The 20767-nt window shown below is 75.2% G+C and carries 2 protein-coding genes; both read right to left on the bottom strand.

The features are described 5' to 3' along the window. Position 1 precedes the first annotated feature (1 nt). Positions 2-10717: an SDR family NAD(P)-dependent oxidoreductase gene (locus ACZ466_RS45745; protein WP_378292109.1), complete on the bottom strand. Its 10716-nt coding sequence runs from the start codon at positions 10715-10717 to the stop codon at positions 2-4. Between the two features lie 40 nt (positions 10718-10757). After that, positions 10758-20765 carry a type I polyketide synthase gene (locus ACZ466_RS45740; protein ID WP_464041957.1) on the bottom strand — a complete coding sequence of 3336 codons (10008 nt, stop codon included), beginning with the start codon at positions 20763-20765 and terminating at the stop codon, positions 10758-10760. Positions 20766-20767 lie beyond the last annotated feature (2 nt).

Below are 20767 nucleotides of genomic sequence, written 5' to 3'. Positions count from 1 at the left end.
CCTACGGCTGCAGCTCCTCGTCCAGGATCTCGAAGAGCTCGGCCGCGCTCGCCGACCGCAGGGCCTCGGTCTCCTCCCGAACCTCGTTCTCCCGGTCCCACCGGGAGGCCAGCCCGCGCAGCCGCGCCGAGATCCGGCGGCGCTGCTCGTCGTCCCACTCCGTGCCCGCCAGGGCCGACTCGAGCCGGGTGAGCTCGGTCTCCAGGGCGGCCTCGCCGCCGCCGGTCAGCTCCCCGAACAGGTGCCGGGCGATGGCCGAGGCGGTCGGGAAGTCGAACACCAGCGTCGACGGCAGTCGCAGGCCGCTGGTCGCGCCGAGGCGGTTGCGGAGCTCGACCGCCGACAGCGAGTCCAGGCCCAGGTCCAGCAGCCCCTTGTCTGGATCGATCGACTCGGGTCCGTCGTGGCCGAGCACGCCGGCGATGTGGGTGCGCACCGTGCCCAGCACCAGGCCCTCGTCGGCGGGCTCCTCGGCCAGCCGCCGGGCCAGGACGGGTCCGTCGGCGGGCCGCGCGGCCGCCCGGCCACGGCTCCGGACCAGCCCGCGCAGGATCGCGGGCACCTCCTCCGTGGCGGCCCGGGCCCGGATTCGCGTGAAGTCCAGCCGGGCGGGCACGAGCACCGGCACGCCGAGACCGAGCGCGGCGTCGAACCGCGCGAGGTTCTCCTCGGCGCTCTGGGGGACGATCCCGGAACGGCGCATCCGGCGGAGATCGGTCTCGCCCAGCCGGCCGGCCATCCCGCCGTCCGCGGCCCACGCCCCCCAGGCCAGCGACAGCCCGGGTGATCCGGCCGCGCGCCGCGCCTGCGCGAGGGCGTCCAGGAAGGTGTTCGCGGCGGCGTAGTTGCCCTGCCCGGGGCCGCCGAACAGCCCGGCCGCCGAGGAGAACAGCACGAACGCGGCGAGCCGGTCGCCGGAGGTCAGCTCGTGCAGGTTCAGCGCGGCGTCGATCTTGGGCCGGAACACCGTCTCCAGCCGCTCCGGCGAGAGCGCCGGGATCACCCCGTCGTCGAGGACGCCCGCGGTGTGGAAGACGCCGGTGAGCGGATGCGCGTCCGGGACGCCCCGCAGCAGCGCGGCCAACTCGTCCCGGTCCGCCGCGTCGCAGGCGACGACCTCGACGGACGCGCCCAGTCCGGTCAGCTCGGCCACCAGCTCGCCCGCCCCCGGCGCGGCGGGGCCGCGGCGGCCGGCCAGCACGAGGCGCCGGACGCCGTGCCCGGTGACCAGCCGGCGGGCGAGGTGCGCGCCGAGCCCGCCCGTGCCACCGGTGATCAGCACGGTGCCGCCGGGTGCGAACGCGGGCCGCTCCGCGTCGCCTGCCCCGGCCGTCCTGGCCAGGCGGCACGCCCTCGGCACGCCGTCGTGGAGGGACAGTTCCGGCTCAGCCGTGCCGATCGCCGCCGCCAGCCCGGCGCGGGACGCGCCGGTGCCGTCGAGGTCGACCAGGGCGAAGCGGCCCGGGTTCTCCGTGCGGGCGGAGCGCACCAGTCCCCACACTGGCGCGTGCGCGAGGTTGGGGGCTTCGTACGGGCCCGTCACGACACCCGAGGTCACCACGGTCAGGCACGACCCGTCGAAGCGCTCGTCGGCGAGCCAGGACTGCAGGACGGCCAGCACCCGGGCGGACACCGACCGCGCGGCGTCCCGCAAGTCCCCTTCGGCCGGGTCCGGGACGGGGAACACCACATGCTCGGGCACCGGACCCGCCGCGGCCAGGGCGTCGAGGTCCGCGTGCCGTTCGGCACCGGTCAGGCCCAGATCGTCATCGCCCAGCACGGCGCAGCGCGCCGGACCCGTGCCGTCAACGGGCACGGGCGTCCAGTCCACCTGGAACATGGCCCCGGACCCGCCTACGGGGCGCAACTGCTCCGCGGGGACCGGCCGCGAGACCAGCGAGTCGACCACGAGCACCGGCGCCCCCGCCGTATCCGCGGCGTACAGCGAGAGCCCGCCGTCCTCCGCGGGAGCGAGACGCACCCGCAACGCGGCGGCGCCGTCGGCGTAGACCGACACCCCGGACCACAGGAACGGCAACCGGAGCTCGTCCTCCTCCGGACCGGCCAGGAGCATCGCGTGCAGGGCGGCGTCCGACAGCGCCGGGTGCAGGCGGAAACGCTCCGCCTGCGCCTCCTCCTCGGCGGGCAGGGCGACCTCGGCGAACACCTCGTCGCCGCGCCGCCACACCGCCGTGACGCCCTGGAACGCCGGGCCGTAGCCGAGTCCGCGGTCCGCGAGGCCCTCGTAGGCCCCGTCGAGGCCGACCGGTTCGGCGCCGGGCGGGGGCCACCGCGTCAGATCGGCCACCGGGGCGGGCCGCGCCGGGCCCAGCACTCCGGTGGCGTGGCAGGTCCACCCCGCGTCCTCCCCGGTGTCCTCCTCCTCATCCTCGGGCCTGGCGTGCACGCCGAGCGGACGCTCGCCCGCCTCGTTCTCCGGGCCGACCACGACCTGGAGCAGGACCGCGCCCCGCTCCGGCACCGGCAGCGGCGCCTGGAGCGTCAGCTCGCGGACGGCGCCGCCCCCGGCCTCGTCCGCCGCCCGCGCGGCCAGTTCGAGCAGGCCCGTACCGGGCAGGAGCGCGGAGCCCAGCACCGTGTGGTCGGCGATCCACGGGTGCCGGTCGAGCGACACGCGGCCGGTCAGCAGCACGCCGTCCGAATCGGCGAGCGGCACGGCCGCGGTCAGCAGCGGGTGCCCGGTGTCCCGCTGGCCGAACTCGCCGGGCGTCCCCGCCGAGGCGGAGGCGTCCAGCCAGTACCGGCGGCGCTGGAAGGCGTAGGTCGGCAGGCCGACGCGGCGGGCGCCGGAGAAGTAGACCGGCCAGTCGATCCGCACGCCGTGCGCGTGGAGCCGGCCGAGCGCCTCGGCCAGTGCGCCCGGCTCGGACCGGTCGCGCCGCTGGACCGGGACGAACACCGCGCCGGGGACGCTCTCCTCGCCCATGGACGTCAGGACCGCGTCCGGGCCGATCTCCAGGAAGGCGGTCATGCCCTCGTCCGTCATCGCCCGGAGGCCGTCGTGGAAGCGCACGGTCTCGCGAGCGTGCCGCACCCAGTAGGCGGGCGTGCACAGCTCCTCCGGCCCGGCCACCCGCCCGGTCACGTTGGACACGATCGGGATCCGCGGGGGCCGCGTCTCCAGGCCCTCGACGACGGCCGCGAACTCGTCCAGCATCGGCTCCAGCAGCGGCGAGTGGAACGCGTGGCTGACGCGCAGCGGCCTGGTGGGACGGCCGTCGGCCGCGAACCGGTCGGCGACCGCCGCGACGGCCGCCCGGTCGCCCGACAGCACGACCGACTCCGGCCCGTTCACGGCGGCGATGCTCACGTCGCCGGTCAGCAGCGGCAGGACCTCGGCCTCGGCGGCGCGCACCGCGACCATCGCGCCGCCCTCGGGCAGCGCCTGCATCAGCCGTCCGCGGGCGGCGATCAGCGCGCAGGCGTCGGCCAGCGAGAACACCCCGGCGACGTGGGCCGCGACGACCTCCCCGACGGAGTGCCCGGCGAGCATGGCCGGGCGCACGCCCCACGACTCCAGCAGCCTGACCATCGCCACCTCGACGGCGAACAGCCCGGGCTGGGCGAACCCGGTCTGGTCCAGTTCCGCGCCGTCGCCGAACACTACCTCGGCGAGCGGGCGCTGCAGGAGGGGGTCGAGTTCGGCGCACACCGCGTCGAACGCCTCGGCGTAGGCGGGGAACGTGTCGTACAGGGCGCGGCCCATCCCGGCCCGTTGCGCACCCTGGCCGGAGAACAGGAAGGCGGTCCGAGCCGAAGGGCTCGAAAGCTCGACCGGATGCGTACCGTCGCGCAAAGCGGCGAGGCCGCGCAGCAATTCCGCCCGGTCGCGACCGGCCACCACGGCCCGGTGGTCCAGCGCGGCGCGCGAGGTCACCAGGGACAGGCCGACGTCGGCGAGGGACGGCTCCGCGTGCCGCTCCAGGTGCGACAGCAGGCGCCCTGCCTGCGCCCGGACGGCGGACTCGGTGTGGCCGGACAGCAGCCACGGGACCTCGCGGCCGGGTTCCGTGCCGGCGGCGGGCTCCGGGGCCGGGTCGGCGGGGCGTTCGATGATCACGTGCGCGTTGGTCCCGCTGATCCCGAAGGAGGACACGGCGGCGCGGCGCGGCCCCTCGGTGCCGGGCCAGGCGCGGCGGGCGGTGACCAGCTCGACGGCCCCCTGCTCCCAGTCCACCTCGCCGGACGGGGCGTCCACGTGCAGGGTCTCCGGTACGACGCCGTGCCGCATCGCCTGCACCATCTTGATCACACCGGCGACGCCGGCGGCCGCCTGGGTGTGCCCGATGTTGGACTTGATCGTTCCGAGCAGCAGCGGACGGCCGGCGGGACGGTCCTGGCCGTAGGTCGCCAGCAGCGCCTGGGCCTCGATCGGATCGCCGAGCCGGGTGCCCGTCCCGTGCGCCTCCACCACGTCGACGTCGGCCGGGGCCAGCCCGGCGGCGCCGAGCGTCCGCCGGATGAGGTCCTCCTGCGCCGGGCCGTTGGGCGCGGTCAGGCCGTTGCTGGCCCCGTCCTGGTTGACCGCCGAGCCGCGCACCACGGCCAGCACCGGATGCCCGTTGCGGCGGGCGTCCGACAGCCGTTCGAGGACGAGCACGCCGACGCCCTCCGACAGCCCGGTGCCGTCGGCGGACTCGGCGAACGCCTTGCAGCGCCCGTCCGGCGACAGGGCGCGCTGGCTGCTGAATCCGATGAGGACCTCGGGCGAGGCCATCACCGTGACGCCGCCCGCCAGCGCCAGCCCGCAGTCCCCCTGCCGGAGGGCCTGCGCCGCGAGGTGCAGCGCCACCAGCGAGGACGAGCAGGCGGTGTCGACGGTCATCGTGGGGCCCTGCAGGCCGAAGGTGTAGGCGACGCGGCCGGAGGCCACGCTGGGCAGGCTGCCGTTGCCGAGGTACGGCTCCAGCCCGCTCGGCGCGTCCGTGACACGGCCGAAGCCGTACTCGCCGTACATCACGCCGGCGAACACACCGGTGTCCCCGCCGCGCAGCGTGTCGGGGGCGATTCCCGCCGACTCCAGCGCCTCCCAGGAGGTCTCCAGCAGCAGCCGCTGCTGCGGGTCCATGGCGAGCGCCTCGTGCGGGCCGATCCCGAAGAACTCCGCGTCGAAGTCCGCGGCATCGTGCAGGAACCCTCCGGCCTGGGCGTGGGTCTTGCGCGGAACGCCCGGATCCGGGTCGTACAGGTTCTCCAGGTTCCAGCCCCGGTCGGCCGGGAACGGCGACATCCCGTCCCGGCCGGACTCGACCAGGCGCCACAGGTCGTCGGGGTCCTTCACCCCGCCCGGGAAGCGGCAGGCCATCCCGACGATCGCGATCGGGTCGGTGCCGGCGGCCACGGGAGCGGCGGCCGCCGTCGCGGACGCCGCGGTCTCGCCGAGCAGCCGGGTGCGCAGGTACGCCGCCAGCTCCCCCGCGGTGGGGTGGTCGAACACCAGCGTCGCGGGCAGTTTCAGGCCGGTGGCGAGGTTGAGCCGGTTGCGCAGCTCGACCGCCGTCATCGAGTCGAACCCGAGGTCCCGGAAGGCGCGCCGGAGGTCGAGCCCGCCGGTGCCGGAATGTCCGAGCACCGCGGCGGCATGGGCCGTGACGAGGTCAAGCAGCATCGTCTCGGCGTCGGCGGCGGGCAGCCCGGCCAGCCGGTCCGCCAGCGTGCTGCCCGCCGTGCTTCCCTGCCCGCCGGCGGCCCGGCGCACGGGCACGCGGACGAGCCCGCGCAGGACCGCGGGCAGCGACACCGCGTCGCGCGCCCGCAGCGCGGGCACGTCGAGCAGCACCGGGACCAGGACGGGCTCGTCCTGGCCCAGGGCCCGGTCGAACAGCGCGAGGCCCTCGGCGCCGGAGAGCCCGCGCACGCCGGAGCGGGCCATCCGGGCCACCTCGGCGTCGGTGAGGTGCTCGGTCATCCCGCTGCGCTGCTCCCAGAACCCCCAGGCGAGCGAGACGGCGGGGAGCCCGTGCGCCCTGCGGTGGCCGGCCAGGCCGTCCAGGAAGGCGTTGGCGGCGGCGTAGTTGCCCTGACCGGGGTCACCGAACACGTTGGACAGCGAGGAGAAGAAGATCAGGTCGATGTCCGGCCGGTCGCGGGTCAGCTCGTGCAGATGCCAGGCCGCGTCCGCCTTGGGCCGCAGCACCGTCGCGATCCGCTCCGGGGTGAGCGAGTCGATCATGCCGTCGTCCAGGACGCCGGCCATGTGCACCACGGCGGTCAGCGGGCGCTCGGCGGGGATCCCGGCGAACAGCCGGTCGAGCTCCGCGCGGTCGCCCACGTCGCACGCCGCCAGGGTCACCTCGGCGCCGAGCCCGGCGAGCTCGTCGCGCAACCGGACCGCGTCCGGCGCGGCGGGGCCGCGGCGTCCGGCCAGCACCAGGTGCCGGACCCCGTGCTCGGTCACCAGGTGCCGGGCCAGCAGCGCGCCGAGCCCGCCGGTGCCACCGGTGATCAGCACCGTGCCCGCGCCCCGGTCCCGGGGCTCCGGGGCCTGTGCCGGCTCTGGGTTCTTTACCGGCTCGGGGGCGCGGGCCAGCCGGGGCACGAGCACCTCGCCGGCGCGGAAGGCGAGCTGCGGCTCGTCGGTCCCCAGCGCCCGCGCCAGCGCGGCCTCGGCCGGGACACCACCCTCGACGTCGGCCAGGACGAGCCGGTCGGGATGCTCCATCTGCGCGGACCGCACCAGGCCCCACACCGCCATGCCCACCGGGTCGCCGGCCTCGTCCGGGCCGGTCGCCACGGCCGCGCCGGTGAGGAGGACGAGCCGGGACGCGGCGAAGCGCTCCTCGGCGAGCCATTCCTGGACGAGCGCGAGCACCCGCCCGGTGCTCGCCCGGACCGCGTCCGGCACGGCGGTGCCGGCGGGTTCGGGCGGGCACGCCGCGAACACGGCCTCGGGCACGGGCCCACCGGCGTCCACCGCTGCCACCAGCGCGGCCAGATCCGGGTACCGCTCGCAGTCCGTGCCGAACTCGTCCTCGCCCAGCACGGCGAACCGGCCCACCGGCACGGCCCCGGCCGGAGGAAGCGGCGTCCAGGTCACGCGGTACAGGCCCGCGCCGTCCGAGCCCGCCCCGCGGACGGCGTCGGCCGACACCGGCAGCATGTCCAGCCGGGCCACCGAGAACACCGGCTCGCCCGCCACGTCCGCCGCCTGCACGGTCACGCCGCCCTCGGGCACGGGTGCCACCCGTGCGCGCAGCGCCCGCGCACCCGTCGCGTAGAGCTCCGCCCCGTTCCACGAGAACGGCAGCAGCGTCGGACCGTCGTGGTCGACCAGACCTGTGTGGAGCACGGCGTCCAGCAGGGCGGGGTGCAGCGCGAACGCCCCGTCGCCGGCGTCCTCGGGCAGCTCCACCTCGGCGAAGACCTCCTCGCCGCGCCGCCACATCGCGCGCAGGCCCTGGAACACCGGCCCGTACTGGTAGCCGTGGTCGGCGAGCCGCGGGTAGAGCCCGTCGAGCGGGACGGGCTCGGCTCCCGGCGGCGGCCAGGCGTCCGGCGCGAACGGCTCGCCGCCCTGCGCGATGGGCAGGGCCGTCGCGAGCGTGCCGTCCGCGTGCAGGGTCCAGGGCGCGTCCGGGTCGGCCGCCTCGGGACGCGAATGCACCGACACGGCCTGCCGGTGCGGGCCGTCCCCCGGCTCCACGACGACCTGCAGCCGCACATGCCCCCGCTCGGGCAGCACCAGCGGCGCGTGCACGGTCAGCTCCTCCAGCACGGGGCAGCCCACCTGGTCACCGGCCTGGACGGCCAGCTCCGCGAAGGCCGTGCCGGGCAGCAGCACCGCGCCGAACACCGCGTGGTCGGCCAGCCACGGATGCGACTCCAGCGAGAGCCGCCCGGTCAGCACGGTGCCCTCCCTGCCCGCCAGCGACACGGCGGCGCCCAGGATCGGATGGGTCACCGAGGCCAGGCCCGCCGCGGCGGGGTCCCCGCCCGGCTCCACCAGGTCCAGCCAGAAGCGGCGGTACTGGAAGGCATAGGTGGGCAGCGGCACGCGGCGCGCCCCGGACCCGGCGTAGAAGGACGCCCAGTCCACGGGGAGGCCGCGCACGAACAGCTCGGCCGCCGAGATCGCGAAGCGCCGGAGGTCGCCCTCGCCGCGGCGCAGGGACCCGGCCGCCACCGCGCCGGAGCCGGCCGCGTCGGCGGTCGCCTGGACGTCGGCGGTCAGCACCGGATGCGGGCTGACCTCGATGAGGAACCCGTACTCCTCGTCGAGCACCGCCCGGACTGCCCGCTCGAAGTCGACCGTGCGGCGCAGGTTGGTGTACCAGTACGCGGCGTCGAGCCGGTCGCCGTCCAGCCGGCCGCCGGTGACCGCCGAGAAGAACGGCACCGCCGCCGGGCGCGGGCTGATCGGTGCCAGATCGTCCAGGACCCGCCGCTCGATCCTCTCCACGTGCGCCGAGTGGGAGGCGTAGTCGACCGCGACCTTGCGGGCCCGGATCTCCTCGGCGGCGCAACGGGCCAGCAGCTCCTCCAGCGCGGCGGCGTCACCGGACACCACCACCGACGACGGCCCGTTGACCGCCGCCACGGTCAGCCGGTCGTCCCACGCCGCCAGCAGCTCGCGCGCCCGCGCGACCGGCAGCGACACCGACGCCATCCCGCCGTGCCCGGCCAGCTCCTCGGCGATGGCCCGGCTCCGCAGCGCGACGACCCGGGCGGCGTCCTCGACGGTGAGAGCGCCCGCCACGCAGGCGGCGGCGATCTCCCCCTGCGAGTGGCCGACGACGGCGGCCGGCTCCACACCGTGGGCGCGCCACAAGGCCGCCAGTGCCACGTTCACGGCGAACAGCGCCGGTTGCACGACGTCCACCCGGTCCAGGGACGGCGCTCCGGGGACGCCGCGGAGCACGTCCGTCAGGGACCACTCCACGTGCGGGGCCAGCGCCGCCGCGCACGCCTCCAGTTCGGCGGCGAAGGCGGGCGAGGAGTCCAGCAGGTCCAGTGCCATCCCCTGCCACTGGGACCCCTGCCCGGGGAACACGAAGACGGCCTTGCCGCCCTCGCCCTCCACGCCCTGGGTCAGCCCGGCGGCCGGGGCGCCCTCGGCGAGCGCGGACAGGCCCGCGCGCAGGGTGTCCAGGTCGGTGCCGGTCACGACCGCGCGGTACTCGAACGTCGACCGGGTGGTCACCAGCGACAGCCCCACGTCGGCGGGGCCCGACCCGGGATGGTCGTCCACGAAGGAGAGCAGGCGCGCGGCCTGGGCGCGCAGCGCGTCCTCGTCCCGAGCCGACACCACCCAGGGCAGCACGGCCGGCGCCGCGCCCTCCGCAGCCGGGGGCTCCTCCACGGGCTCCTCCGCGGCGTGCGCCTCCAGCACCACGTGGGCGTTGGTGCCGCTGACCCCGAACGAGGACACCGCGGCGCGCCGCGGCCGGTCACGCTCGGGCCACGGCCTCGCCTCGGTGAGCAGCTCGACCGCGCCCTCCGACCAGTCCACCTCCGGCGACGGCGCGTCCACGTGCAGCGTCCGCGGCAGTTGCCCGTGCCGCATCGCCATGACCATCTTGATGATCCCGCCCACGCCCGCGGCGGCCTGCGTGTGCCCGATGTTGGACTTCAGCGATCCCAGCCACAGGGGATCGTCGTCCTGCCGCTCCCGGCCGTACACCGCCAGCAGGCTCTGCGCCTCGATCGGGTCGCCCAGCCTGGTGCCGGTGCCGTGCGCCTCGACGGCGTCGATGTCACGGGACGTGAGCCGCGCGTTGGCCAGCGCCTGCCGGATCACCCGCTGCTGCGAGGGGCCGTTGGGCGCCGTCAGGCCGTTGCTGGCGCCGTCCTGGTTCACCGCGGTGCCGCGCACGACGGCCAGGACGGGGTGCCCGTTGCCGAGGGCGTCCGACAACCGCTCCAGGACGAGCATGCCGACGCCCTCGCCCCAGCCGACGCCGTCCGCCGCGGCGGCGAACGACTTGCAGCGCCCGTCCGGCGACAGCCCCCGCTGGCGGCTGAACTCGACGAACGTGCCCGGCGTGGCCATCACCGTCGCCCCGCCCGCCAGCGCCAGGCCGCACTCCCGGGTGCGCAGCGCCTGGACGGCCAGATGCAGCGCCACCAGGGAGGACGAGCACGCGGTGTCGACGGTGACGGCGGGCCCCTCCAGCCCCAGCGTGTAGGACACCCGGCCGGAGGCGACGGCGCCCGTGGTGCCGTTCCCCAGGTAGGCCTCGTACTCCTCCATGCCGCGGGCCCGCACGCGCACGCCGTAGTCGTGGTACATCAGGCCGGTGAACACCCCGGTCCGGCTGCCCCGCAGCGAGCCGGCCGCGATCCCGGCCCGCTCCAGCGCCTCCCAGGCCGTCTGCAGCACCAGCCGGTGCTGCGGATCGCTCGTCATCGCCTCCCGCGGCGACATCCCGAAGAACGCCGCGTCGAACTCGGCCGCGTCGTGCAGGAACCCGCCCTGGTCGGTGTAGCTCGTGCCGCGCCGCTCCGGGTCCGGGTCGTACAGCGTCGCCGGGTCCCAGCCGCGGTCCGCGGGGAACCCCGAGATCGCGTCCCGGCCCTCCTCCACCAGCGACCACAGATCCTCGGGAGACCGCACGCCGCCCGGGTAGCGGCAGCTCATGCCCACGATCGCGACCGGCTCGCTCGCCTGCTCGGTCACCTCGCGCAGGCGCTCGCTCGTGGTGTGCAGCTCGGCGGTGACCCGCTTGAGGTAGTCGCGGAGCTTCGCTTCGTTCGCCATCAGGACTCCGTCGGTTCCGCCCCGCCCGGGGTGAGGGTGGTCATTGGCCCAGCTTCTTGTCGATGAAGTCGAAGATCTCGTCGTCGGACGCCGACTCCAGCCGGTCGGCGACGCCCGCGCCGGCGGTCGCCGCGTTCCTCTCCCGCCACCGGTCGAGCAGCCTGCCCAGGCGCTCGGCCACGTCCGCCCGGGCCGCCGCGTCGAGCGTCCCGATCTCGGCGGAGTCCGGCTCCGCGAAGATCTGCTCGAGCCGGTCCAGCCCGCCCAGCAGCGACACCTCCGCCGCCTCCTGCGGCGGGCGCACCTGGAGATCCAGGTACTCGGCCATCGCCGCCGGCGTCGGATGGTCGAACATCAGCGTGGCCGGCAGCCGCACACCGGTCGCGGCGATGAGTCGGTTGCGCAGCTCGACCGCCGTGAGCGAGTCGAAGCCGAGTTCGTCGAACGCCCGGCCGGGCCTGATCGCCTCGGTCGTGGCGTGCCCGAGCACGGTGGCCACCTCGGCGCGGACCAGGGACAGCAGCGCCTGCGCGCGGTCCTCCCCCGTCATCGCCGCGAGCCGCGTCAGGAGCGAGGAGCCGCCGGCCTCGGCGGACGCGGCCACCGCCCGGCGCCGCGCTTCCGGCACCAGACCGCTCAGCAGCGGCGGCAGCAGCCCCGAATCCCGCTGGGCGCGCAACGACGCCGTGCTCAGCCGCGCGGGGACGACCGCGGCGAGGTCCGCGGCGGAGGCGAGGTCGAACAGGGCCAGCGCGTCCTCGGCGGGCAGCGGCGCGACCCCGACCCGCTCGACCCGCTTCATCTCCGCGGCCGTGAGGTGCGCGGTCATCTCGCTGGCCTGCTCCCACAGTCCCCACGCCATCGCGACCGCGGGCAGGCCGTGGGAGCGGCGGACGGCGGCGAGCCCGTCCAGGAACGCGTTCGCCGCCGCGTAGTTGCCCTGGCCCGGGGTCCCGAGGACACCGGCGGTCGCGGAGAACAGCACGAAGAGCTTGAGATCGAGGCCCTCGGTCAGGTCGTGCAGGTGCCACGCCCCGTCCGCCTTCGGGCGCAGCACGGTGTCGAGCCCGTCCGTGTCCAGCGCCGTCACCAGGGAGTCGTCCAGGACCCCGGCGGTGTGCACCACCGCCGTGAGCGGGTGCTCTGCCGGGACGGCGGCCAGCACGGCGGCGAGCGCGTCCCTGTCGGCGACGTCGCAGGCCGCGAGCGTGACCTCGGCCGCGCCCAGCCCGGTCAGTTCAGCGCACAGGTCCCGGGCGCCGGGCGCGCCGGCACCGCGCCGGCTGACCAGGAGGAGCCGCCGGGCGCCGCGCTCGGCGACCAGGTGCCGGGCGACCACGGCGCCCAGGCCCCCGGTGCCGCCGGTGATCAGCACGGTGCCCTCGGCGAGGTCGAGATCGGCCGTCCCGGCCGTGTCCGCCGCGCGGACCAGGCGGGGAACGCTGATCGCACCGGCGCGGATCGCCAGCTGCGGCTCGCCCGTCCCCAGGGCGGAAGGCAGGACACTCCGCGAGTCCGGGGCGTCGTCCACGTCGGCCAGCACGAACTGCCCGGGATGCTCGGACTGCGCGGACCGCACGAGGCCCCACACGGCGGCTCCGGGCAGGTCGGCGGGCGCGTCCGCGCCGGGCTCCACGGCGCCCCGGGTGAGGACCACCAGCCTGGACTCGGCGAGCCGCTCGTCGGCGAGCCAGGATTGCAGAGCCCCCAGCACCCGGCCTGTCGCGGCGCGGACGGCGGCGGGCGTCTCGCCCGCGTCCACCGGCCCAGCCGGGAACACGACCGCCTCCGGCACCGGAGCGCCCGCGTCCAGCGCCGCGCGCAGTTCGTCGACGTCGTCGGAGTCGACGACCTCCGGGCCGGTCGCACCGGCCTCGGCGGCGTTCCACTCGACCCGGTACAGCCAGTCCCGCACGTTCTTTCCGGCGTCGGCCGGGCGCACGGCCGAGAACCGCCGCAGGACCAGCGACCCGATCGACGCCACCGGGGCTCCCGTGGCGTCGGTGGCGTCCACGGACACGGCGCCGCCGTCGGCGACCGCGACCCGTACCCGCAGGCTCGCGGCCCCGGCCGCGTGCAGCGCCACCCGGTTCCAGGCGAACGGCAGGGCCGCCCCCGCGTCCGGGTGATCGGTGAGGCCGAGCGTGTGCAACGCGGCGTCGAGCAGGGCCGGGTGCACGCCGAAGCGCCCGGCGCCGTCGTGCAGATCGTCGGGAAGGGCGACCTCGGCGCAGACCTCGTCGCCCAGCCGCCAGGCTGCCCGCAGCCCCCGGAAGGCGGTCCCGTAGTCCAGCCCGCCCTCGGCGGCACGGTCGTAGATGTCCTCGACCGGGATCGGCGTCGCGCCCTCCGGCGGCCACACACCCGGATCGGCGGCCGGCTCCGGCGGGGTGTCCGGTGAGAGGACACCCTCGGCGTGACGCGTCCACGGCGCCTCGGGCGGGGCGTCCTCGGCGCGCGAGTGCACGGTGAGCCTCCGCCGCCCGTCCTCGCCGGGGGGATCGACCACGACCTGGATCGGCACCCCGCCCGCCTCGGGCAGCACCAGCGGCGCCTCCAGGGTCAGCTCCTCCAGCAGCCCGCACCCGACCTGGTCGCCCGCGCGGAAGGCCAGCTCCACGAACCCGGTCCCCGGGAACACGACCGCGTCGGTCACCCGGTGATCGGCCAGCCATGACTGTGTCCCGGCCGACAGCCGCCCGGTCAGCACCGTCGTCTCCGAGTCGGCCAGCGGAACGGCCGCGCCGAGCAGCGGATGCTCCGCCGCCACGAGGCCGGCCGAGCCCAGATTCCCGGGAACGGCGGAAGTGTCGAGCCAGTAGCGGCGGCGCTGGAAGGGGTAGGTGGGCAGATCGACGCGCTGGGCGGCGGTGCCCGCGAACACCGGCGCCCAGGACACCGGCCCGCCGCGCGTCCAGAGCCGTCCCAACGCACCGATCACCGACGACACCTCAGGCTGGTCCTTGCGCGACACGGGGATGAACTCACCCGCCCCCGTCGCCGACAGCACCGCCGACGGCCCCACCTCCACGAAGTGGGCCACGCCCTCGGCCTCCAGCGCACGAACCCCGTCACAGAACCGGACGGTCTCGCGGACGTGCCGGACCCAGTACTCGGGGGTCGTCACCTCGTCGGACTCGACCAACCGGCCCGTCAGATTCGACACCAACCCCAGACGCGGAGCGTGGGACTGCACGGAAGCCAGCTCCTTGGCGAAGTCCTCCAGCATCGGATCCATGTGCGCGGAATGGAACGCGTGCGACACCCGCAACCGCGTCGCCTTGACCCCTCGCTCCTCCAGCGCCTTGGCCACCGAGGCTACGGCGTCCTGATCACCGGAGATCACCACCGAGGCCGGGCCGTTGACGGCGGCGATCTCCACACCACCCTCCAAGAGCGGTGTGACGTCCTCCTCAGCGGCGGCTACGGCGACCATCGCACCGCCTTCTGGGAGCGCCTGCATCAACCGGCCACGCGCCGCCACCACCTTGCACGCGTCCTCAAGGGACCACACCCCGGCCACATGAGCGGCCACCAGCTCACCGATCGAATGACCACCGACGTAGTCGGGCCGCACGCCCCATGACTCCAGCAGACGGAACAGCGCCACCTCGAACGCGAACAGGCCCGCCTGCGTGAACACCGTCTGATCGATCAAGTCCGGGCGCTCCCACACGACCTCGCGCAGCGACCCATCGAGCAGGCCGTCGAACTCAGCGCACACCTCGTCGAACGCGCTCGCGAACACCGGGAATGACTCGTACAACTCCCGGCCCATCCCCGACCGCTGCGCGCCCTGGCCCGAGAACAGCACGGCCGTCCGGCCGCCCGGAAGATCGTCCGTGCGCGGCGCGGCGTTTCCGGCCAGTTCGGTCAGGCCGGCGATCAGCTCATCGCGGTCCGCCCCGACGACGACCGCCCGGTGGTGCATCGCCGAACGCGTGGTCGCCAACGAGAACCCGACATCGACGAGATCCAGCTCAGGGCGCTCGTCCAGCCACGACGCCAGCCGGGACGCCTGCTCGCGCAGGGCGTCGGTGCTGCGCGCGGACACCGCCCACGGCACCACCGGCAGCACCTCGCCGGCGGGTTCGGCCGTGGCAGCGGGTTCCTCTTCGGGCATCTCCTCGACGATCACGTGCGCGTTGGTGCCGCTCACGCCGAACGAGGACACCCCGGCCCGCCGCGGACGATCGTCCGCCTCCCACGGCACCGCCTCGGTCAGCAGTTGCACCGCGCCGGACGACCAGTCCACCTCTCCGGACGGGGCGTCCAGGTGCAACGACTTGGGGACGATCCCCTGCCGCATCGCCTGCACCATCTTGATCACACCGGCCACACCGGCGGCCGCCTGGGCGTGGCCGATGTTCGACTTCACCGACCCCAGCAGCAGTGGCCGGCCACCCGGGCGGTCCTGACCGTAGGTCGCCAGCAGCGCCTGGGCCTCGATCGGGTCGCCCAGACGCGTCCCCGTGCCGTGGCCCTCGACGACGTCCACGTCGGAGGCCGACAGCCCCGCGTTGGCCAGCGCCTGGCGGATCACCCGCTCCTGCGAGGGACCGTTCGGGGCGGTCAGGCCGTTGGAGGCGCCGTCCTGGTTGACCGCGCTGCCCCGGAGCAGAGCGAGCACGCGGTGGCCGTTGCGGCGGGCGTCGGACAACCGCTCCAGCACCAGTACGCCCGCGCCCTCGGCCCAGCCCGTCCCATCGGCGGCGGCCGAGAACGCCTTGCACCGGCCGTCCGGAGCCAGCCCGCGCTGGCGGGAGAAGTGGATGAACGGCTGCGGTGTCGCCATCACCGTCACGCCGCCCGCCAGCGCCAGCGAGCATTCGCCCTGCCGCAGCGACTGCGCGGCCAGGTGCATCGCGACCAGCGACGACGAGCACGCCGTGTCGACGGCGACCGATGGGCCCTCCCATCCGAAGGTGTAGGAGATCCGGCCCGAGAGGACGCTCGTGGAGTTGTTGACGTCGACGAGGTAGTCCTGCAGGTTGTTCGTACCGACGAAGACGCCGATCTGGTCGCCGTGGGTCGAGGCGGGGTCGATGCCCGCGTTCTCCAGGGCCTCCCACGAGCTCTCCAGCAGCAGCCGCTGCTGGGGGTCCAGCAGCCGCGCCTCGCGTGGGGAGATTCCGAAGAACTCGGCGTCGAACCCGGCCACGTCGTCGAGGAAGCCGCCGGCGCGCGCGTAGTGCTTGCCCGGAAGGCCGGGCTCGGGGTCGTAGAGCCTGTCGACGTCCCAGCCCCGGTCGCGGGGGAAGTCCGACATGGCGTCCTCGCCGCGGTCGACCAGGCGCCACAGGTCCTCGGGCGACCGCACCCCTCCCGGGTAGCGGCAGCCCATCGCCACGATGGCGATCGGCTCGTCGACCGGCGCGGCCACCGCCACCGCGGTCGCCCGGCGAGGTCCGTCGTCGGTCAGCAGCCCCTTGATGTAGCGCGCGACCGCGGCGGCGTTGGGCTGGTCGAACGTCAGCGTGGCCGGAAGCGTCAGGCCGGTCGCGGCGTTCAGGCGGTTGCGCAGCTCGACGGCCGTCACCGACTCGAAGCCGATGTCGCGGAAGGCCCGGTCGGCGGGGACGGCCTCGATCGAGGCGTGCTGGAGCACCGCGGCCGCCTCGGCTCGGACGATCTCCAGGAGCGCCTGCTCGCGCCTCGCGTCGGGCAGTCCGGCGAGGCGTGCCGCGAGCCCGGACTTCTCGGTCGCGGCCTCGGGTGCGGCCTCCGGGGCGTTGAGCAGCCGTTCGACCTCGGGGATCCCGGCGAGCAGCGGGCTGGGCCGGAGGGCCGTGAAGATCGGCGCGAACCGTTCCCAGTCGATGTCGGCGATGACCACTTCGGGATCGTCGTGGTCCAGTGCCCGCCCGAGCGCGAGCAGGGCCAGCGGCGGGGCCATGGCGCGGATGCCCTGCTGGATCAGCTTCTGGTCGATGTCGAGGCCGGAGGCCATGCCTTCACCGGCCCACAGCCCGAACGCGACCGTGGACGCCTTGAGTCCACGCGCCCGCCTCCGCCGCGCCAGGGCGTCCAGAGAGGCGTTCGCCGCGGCGTACACGGCCTCCGCCGCGCCGCCCCAGATACCGGCCACCGAGGAGAAGCAGACGAACGCGTCCAGTTCGCGGTCGAGGAGCTCGTCGAGGAGTTCGGCCCCGGTCACCTTGGCGCCGAGCACGGCGGCGGCGTCGGCCGCGTTGAACTCGTCGAGCCCGCCCTGGCCGCCGACCCCCGCGGTGTGGAAGACCGCCGTCACCTCGTGCTCCGCAAGCAGGTCGCTCAGGGTCGAGCGGTCCGTCACGTCGCAGGCCACGATCGACACCCGCGCTCCGGCGGCCTCGACCTCGGCGGCGAGCCGGTCCGCGCCCGGAGCCGCGGCGCCCCGGCGGCTGGTGAGGACGAGATGCCCGGCTCCGTTCTCGGCCAGCCGGCGGGCGACGGCCGCTCCGATGCCGCCGGTGCCGCCCGTGACCAGCACGGAACCGCGCGGCCGCCACGCCGGCGGCGGGCTGGACGCGTCCGGCAGCGGGGCGGGGCGCAGCCGGCACCCGAACAGGCCGGACGCGCGCACGACGACCTGGTCCTCGGACGAGTCACCGGCGACCACGCCGACGAACCGGTCCAGCGTCCGGTCGTCCAGGTGAGCGGGGAGGTCGACGAGCCCGCCCCATCTTCCGGGCCGTTCCAGGCAGATCGACCGGCCGAGCCCCCAGAGCCCGGCCTGACCGGGCTCTGGCCCGGGGTCGGCGGCGCCGACGGACACCGCGCCGCTCGTGCCCACCCAGAGGGGCGCCTTGATGCCGGAGTCGTCCAGGGCCCGCACCAGCAGGACGGTGTTCGCGAGGCGCCGCGCCACGGCCGGATGCTCTGGATGCGGCTCGTCGTCGAGCGCCAAGAGGGACAGCACCCGGTCGAACGGCCCGCCCTTCGCCTCGAGGTCGTCGATCCGCGCGGCGAGGCCGCTGCGGTCGGACTCGGCCGGTTCCAGCGTGACGGCGGTGATGCCGCGCTTCTCCAGCAGGGACGGGTCGGGCACCAGCGCGTGGCGGGCGTGGCCGTCCGGGACCACGATGAGCCATCTCTGCGGGGACTGCGGCACGGCGGTGTCCGGCAGGGCGCGCCAGTCGATCCGGTAGCGCCAGCCGTCCACGGTTGACTGGTCGTCCCGGAGCCGGCGCCACGAGGACAGTTTGGGCAGGAGGCTGCGCAGAGCCTCCTCGTCGTCTCCGTCCGCTATTCCGAGGGTGCGGCCGAGTCCTTCCGCGTCGCCCTGCTCGACGGCCGTCCAGAAACCGGAGTCTTCCGTGTCGGCGGCCGCTTCGGCGGAGTCGTAGAGCCAGTAGTGCTGACGTTGGAAGGGGTAGGTGGGCAGGTCTTCGACAGGTCGCCGCTCGGCGGCGTTGAAGATCGTCTGCCAGTCCAAGGCGACTCCGGCGCTCCACAACCGCGCCATCCCCCGGGAGAAGGCCCGCACCTCGGGCTCGTCCTTGCGCCACAGCGCGACGAACCCGACTTCATCGCCCTCCAGGCACTCCGGGCCGGACGCCGACAGCACCGCCGACGGCCCGACCTCCACGAACCGGGCCACACCTTCGGCCTCCAGCGCCCGAACCCCGTCACAGAACCGGACGGTCTCGCGGACGTGCCGCACCCAGTACCGGGGATCGGTCACCTCGCCCGCATCGACCATGCGGCCCGTCAGGTTCGACACCATCGGAATGCGCGGCCGGCCGTACTCCACCCCTTCGAGGACGGCCCCGAACTCCTCCAGCATCGGGTCCATCAGCGCCGAGTGGAAAGCGTGCGACACCCGCAACCGGGTCGTTCTGATCCCGCGCGCCTCCAGTTCACCCACGACCGCCTGCACGGCGTCCCGGGCGCCCGACAGCACCACCGACTCCGGCCCGTTCACCGCCGCCAGCCCCACACCGTCGCCCAGCAACGGCGTGACCTCGGCCTCGGAAGCGCGGACCGCGACCATGACCCCGCCGTCCGGCAGGGCCTGCATCAACCGGCCGCGCGCCGCCACGACCTTGCACGCATCCTCCAGCGACCACACCCCCGCCACGTGCGCGGCCGCCAGCTCACCGATCGAATGCCCGCCCACGAAGTCGGCCGACACGCCCCACGACTCCAGCAGGCGGAACGACGCGACCTCGAAGGCGAACAGGCCCGCCTGGGTGAAGACCGTCTGATCGATGAGGTCTTCCCGCTCCCACACCACCTCGCGCAGCGGCTCGTCCAGCAGGCCCGCGAACCCGCCGCACACCTCGTCGAACGCGCTCGCGAACACCGGGAACGCCTCGTACAGCTCCCGGCCCATCCCCAGCCGCTGCGCGCCCTGACCGGAGAACAGCACCGCGACCGACCCGCGCGTCACCGTCCCGGGCACCACAACGGCGTCGGGGGCCCCCTCGGCCAGCGCCTTCAGACCGCGCAGCAAGTCCGCCGGGCCGTCGCCCACCACGACCGCGCGGTGTTCCATGGCGGTGCGGGTGTTCGCCAGTGAGAACCCGACATCGGCCGGGTCCAGGTCAGGACGTTCCTCCAGCAGCGGAACCAGCCGGGCGGCCTGCTCCCGCAGCGCGTCGGCGTTCCGCGCCGACAGCGGCAGCAGGACCGGCCCTTCCTGCCGGGAGGTCCGCTCCGGCGGGGCGGCCGCGGCCTCCTCGGGGGCCTCTTCGAGGATCACGTGCGTGTTGGTGCCGCTGATCCCGAACGAGGACACCCCCGCACGCCGCGGACGGCCATCCACCTCCCACGGCACGGCCTCGGTCGCCAGCTCGATCGCGCCCGAGGACCAGTCCACCCGCGAGGAAGGGGCGTCCACGTGCAGCGATCCGGGCACCACAGCGTGCCGCATCGCCAGCACCATCTTGATCACACCCGCCACACCCGCCGCCGCCTGGGCATGACCGATGTTCGACTTCACCGAACCCAGCAACAACGCACGATCAGCCGAACGCCCCTGCCCATAGGTCGCCAGCAACGCCTGCGCCTCGATCGGATCACCCAGACGCGTCCCCGTACCGTGCCCCTCCACCACGTCCACATCGGTCGCCGACACCCCGGCGTTGGCCAGCGCCTGGCGGATCACCCGCTCCTGAGAGGGGCCGTTGGGCGCGGTCAGGCCGTGGCTGGCGCCGTCCTGGTTGACGGCGGTGCCGCGCAGGACGGCGAGCACGCGACGGCCGTTGCGGAGGGCGTCCGACAGCCGCTCCAGCAGCAGCACCCCCACGCCCTCCCCCCAGCCGAGCCCGTCCGCGCCCTCGGCGAACGGCTTGCTCCGGCCGTCGGGCGCCAGGCCGCGCTGGCGGCTGAACTGGAGGAAGACGCTGGGCGTGGCCATCACGGTCGCACCGCCGGCCAGAGCGAGCGAGCACTCGCCCCGGCGCAGCGACTGCGTGGCCAGGTGCAGGGCCACCAGCGACGACGAGCAGGCCGTGTCCACCGTCACCGCAGGGCCCTGCAGCCCAAAGGTGTAGGCGATGCGGCCGGACAGGACGCTGCCGGCGCTGCCGATGCCGATGTTGGCTTCCAGGTTCGTCGGCACCTTGGACAGGCGGGCGCCGTAGTCGCCGTGCATCACGCCGGCGAACACGCCCGTGTCGGTGCCGCGCAGCGCGCCGGGGACGACGCCGGCGCTTTCGAGGGTCTCCCAGGAGACCTCCAGGAGCAGCCGCTGCTGGGGGTCGATGCCCACCGCGTCGCGCGGGCTGATCCCGAAGAAGGCGGGGTCGAACTCGGCCGCGTCGTGCAGGAAGCCGCCCTCGCGCGTGTAGGACCGGCCGCCCCGCTCGGGGTCGGGGTCGTAGAGCGCGGGGTCCCAGCCCCGGTCGGCGGGGAACGGGGAGACGGCGTCGGCGCCGTCGGCGAGCAGCCGCCAGAACTCCCGCGGTGTGCGGACCCCTCCGGGGAAGCGGCAGCCCATCCCGATGATCGCGATCGCCTCGTTGGACGCGGCGGTCACCTCCAGGTTCGCCTGGCGGAGCCGCTCGTTCTCCTTCAGCGCGCTGCGCAGCGCCCGGACCAGCTTGTCGTCAGCGTTCGGCATGA

It is taken from the genome of Actinomadura rugatobispora (assembly GCF_055379765.1).
The sequence above is the reverse complement of the archived record's forward strand: the minus strand, read 5'-3'. Positions and strand labels throughout refer to the sequence as shown.

Bases quoted from the DNA above. Each gene is read 5' to 3' on its own strand.
- ACZ466_RS45740 (WP_464041957.1), bottom strand. From the start codon at position 20,765: ATGCCGAACGCTGACGACAAGCTGGTCCGGGCGCTGCGCAGCGCGCTG.
- ACZ466_RS45745 (WP_378292109.1), bottom strand. From the start codon at position 10,717: ATGGCGAACGAAGCGAAGCTCCGCGACTACCTCAAGCGGGTCACCGCC.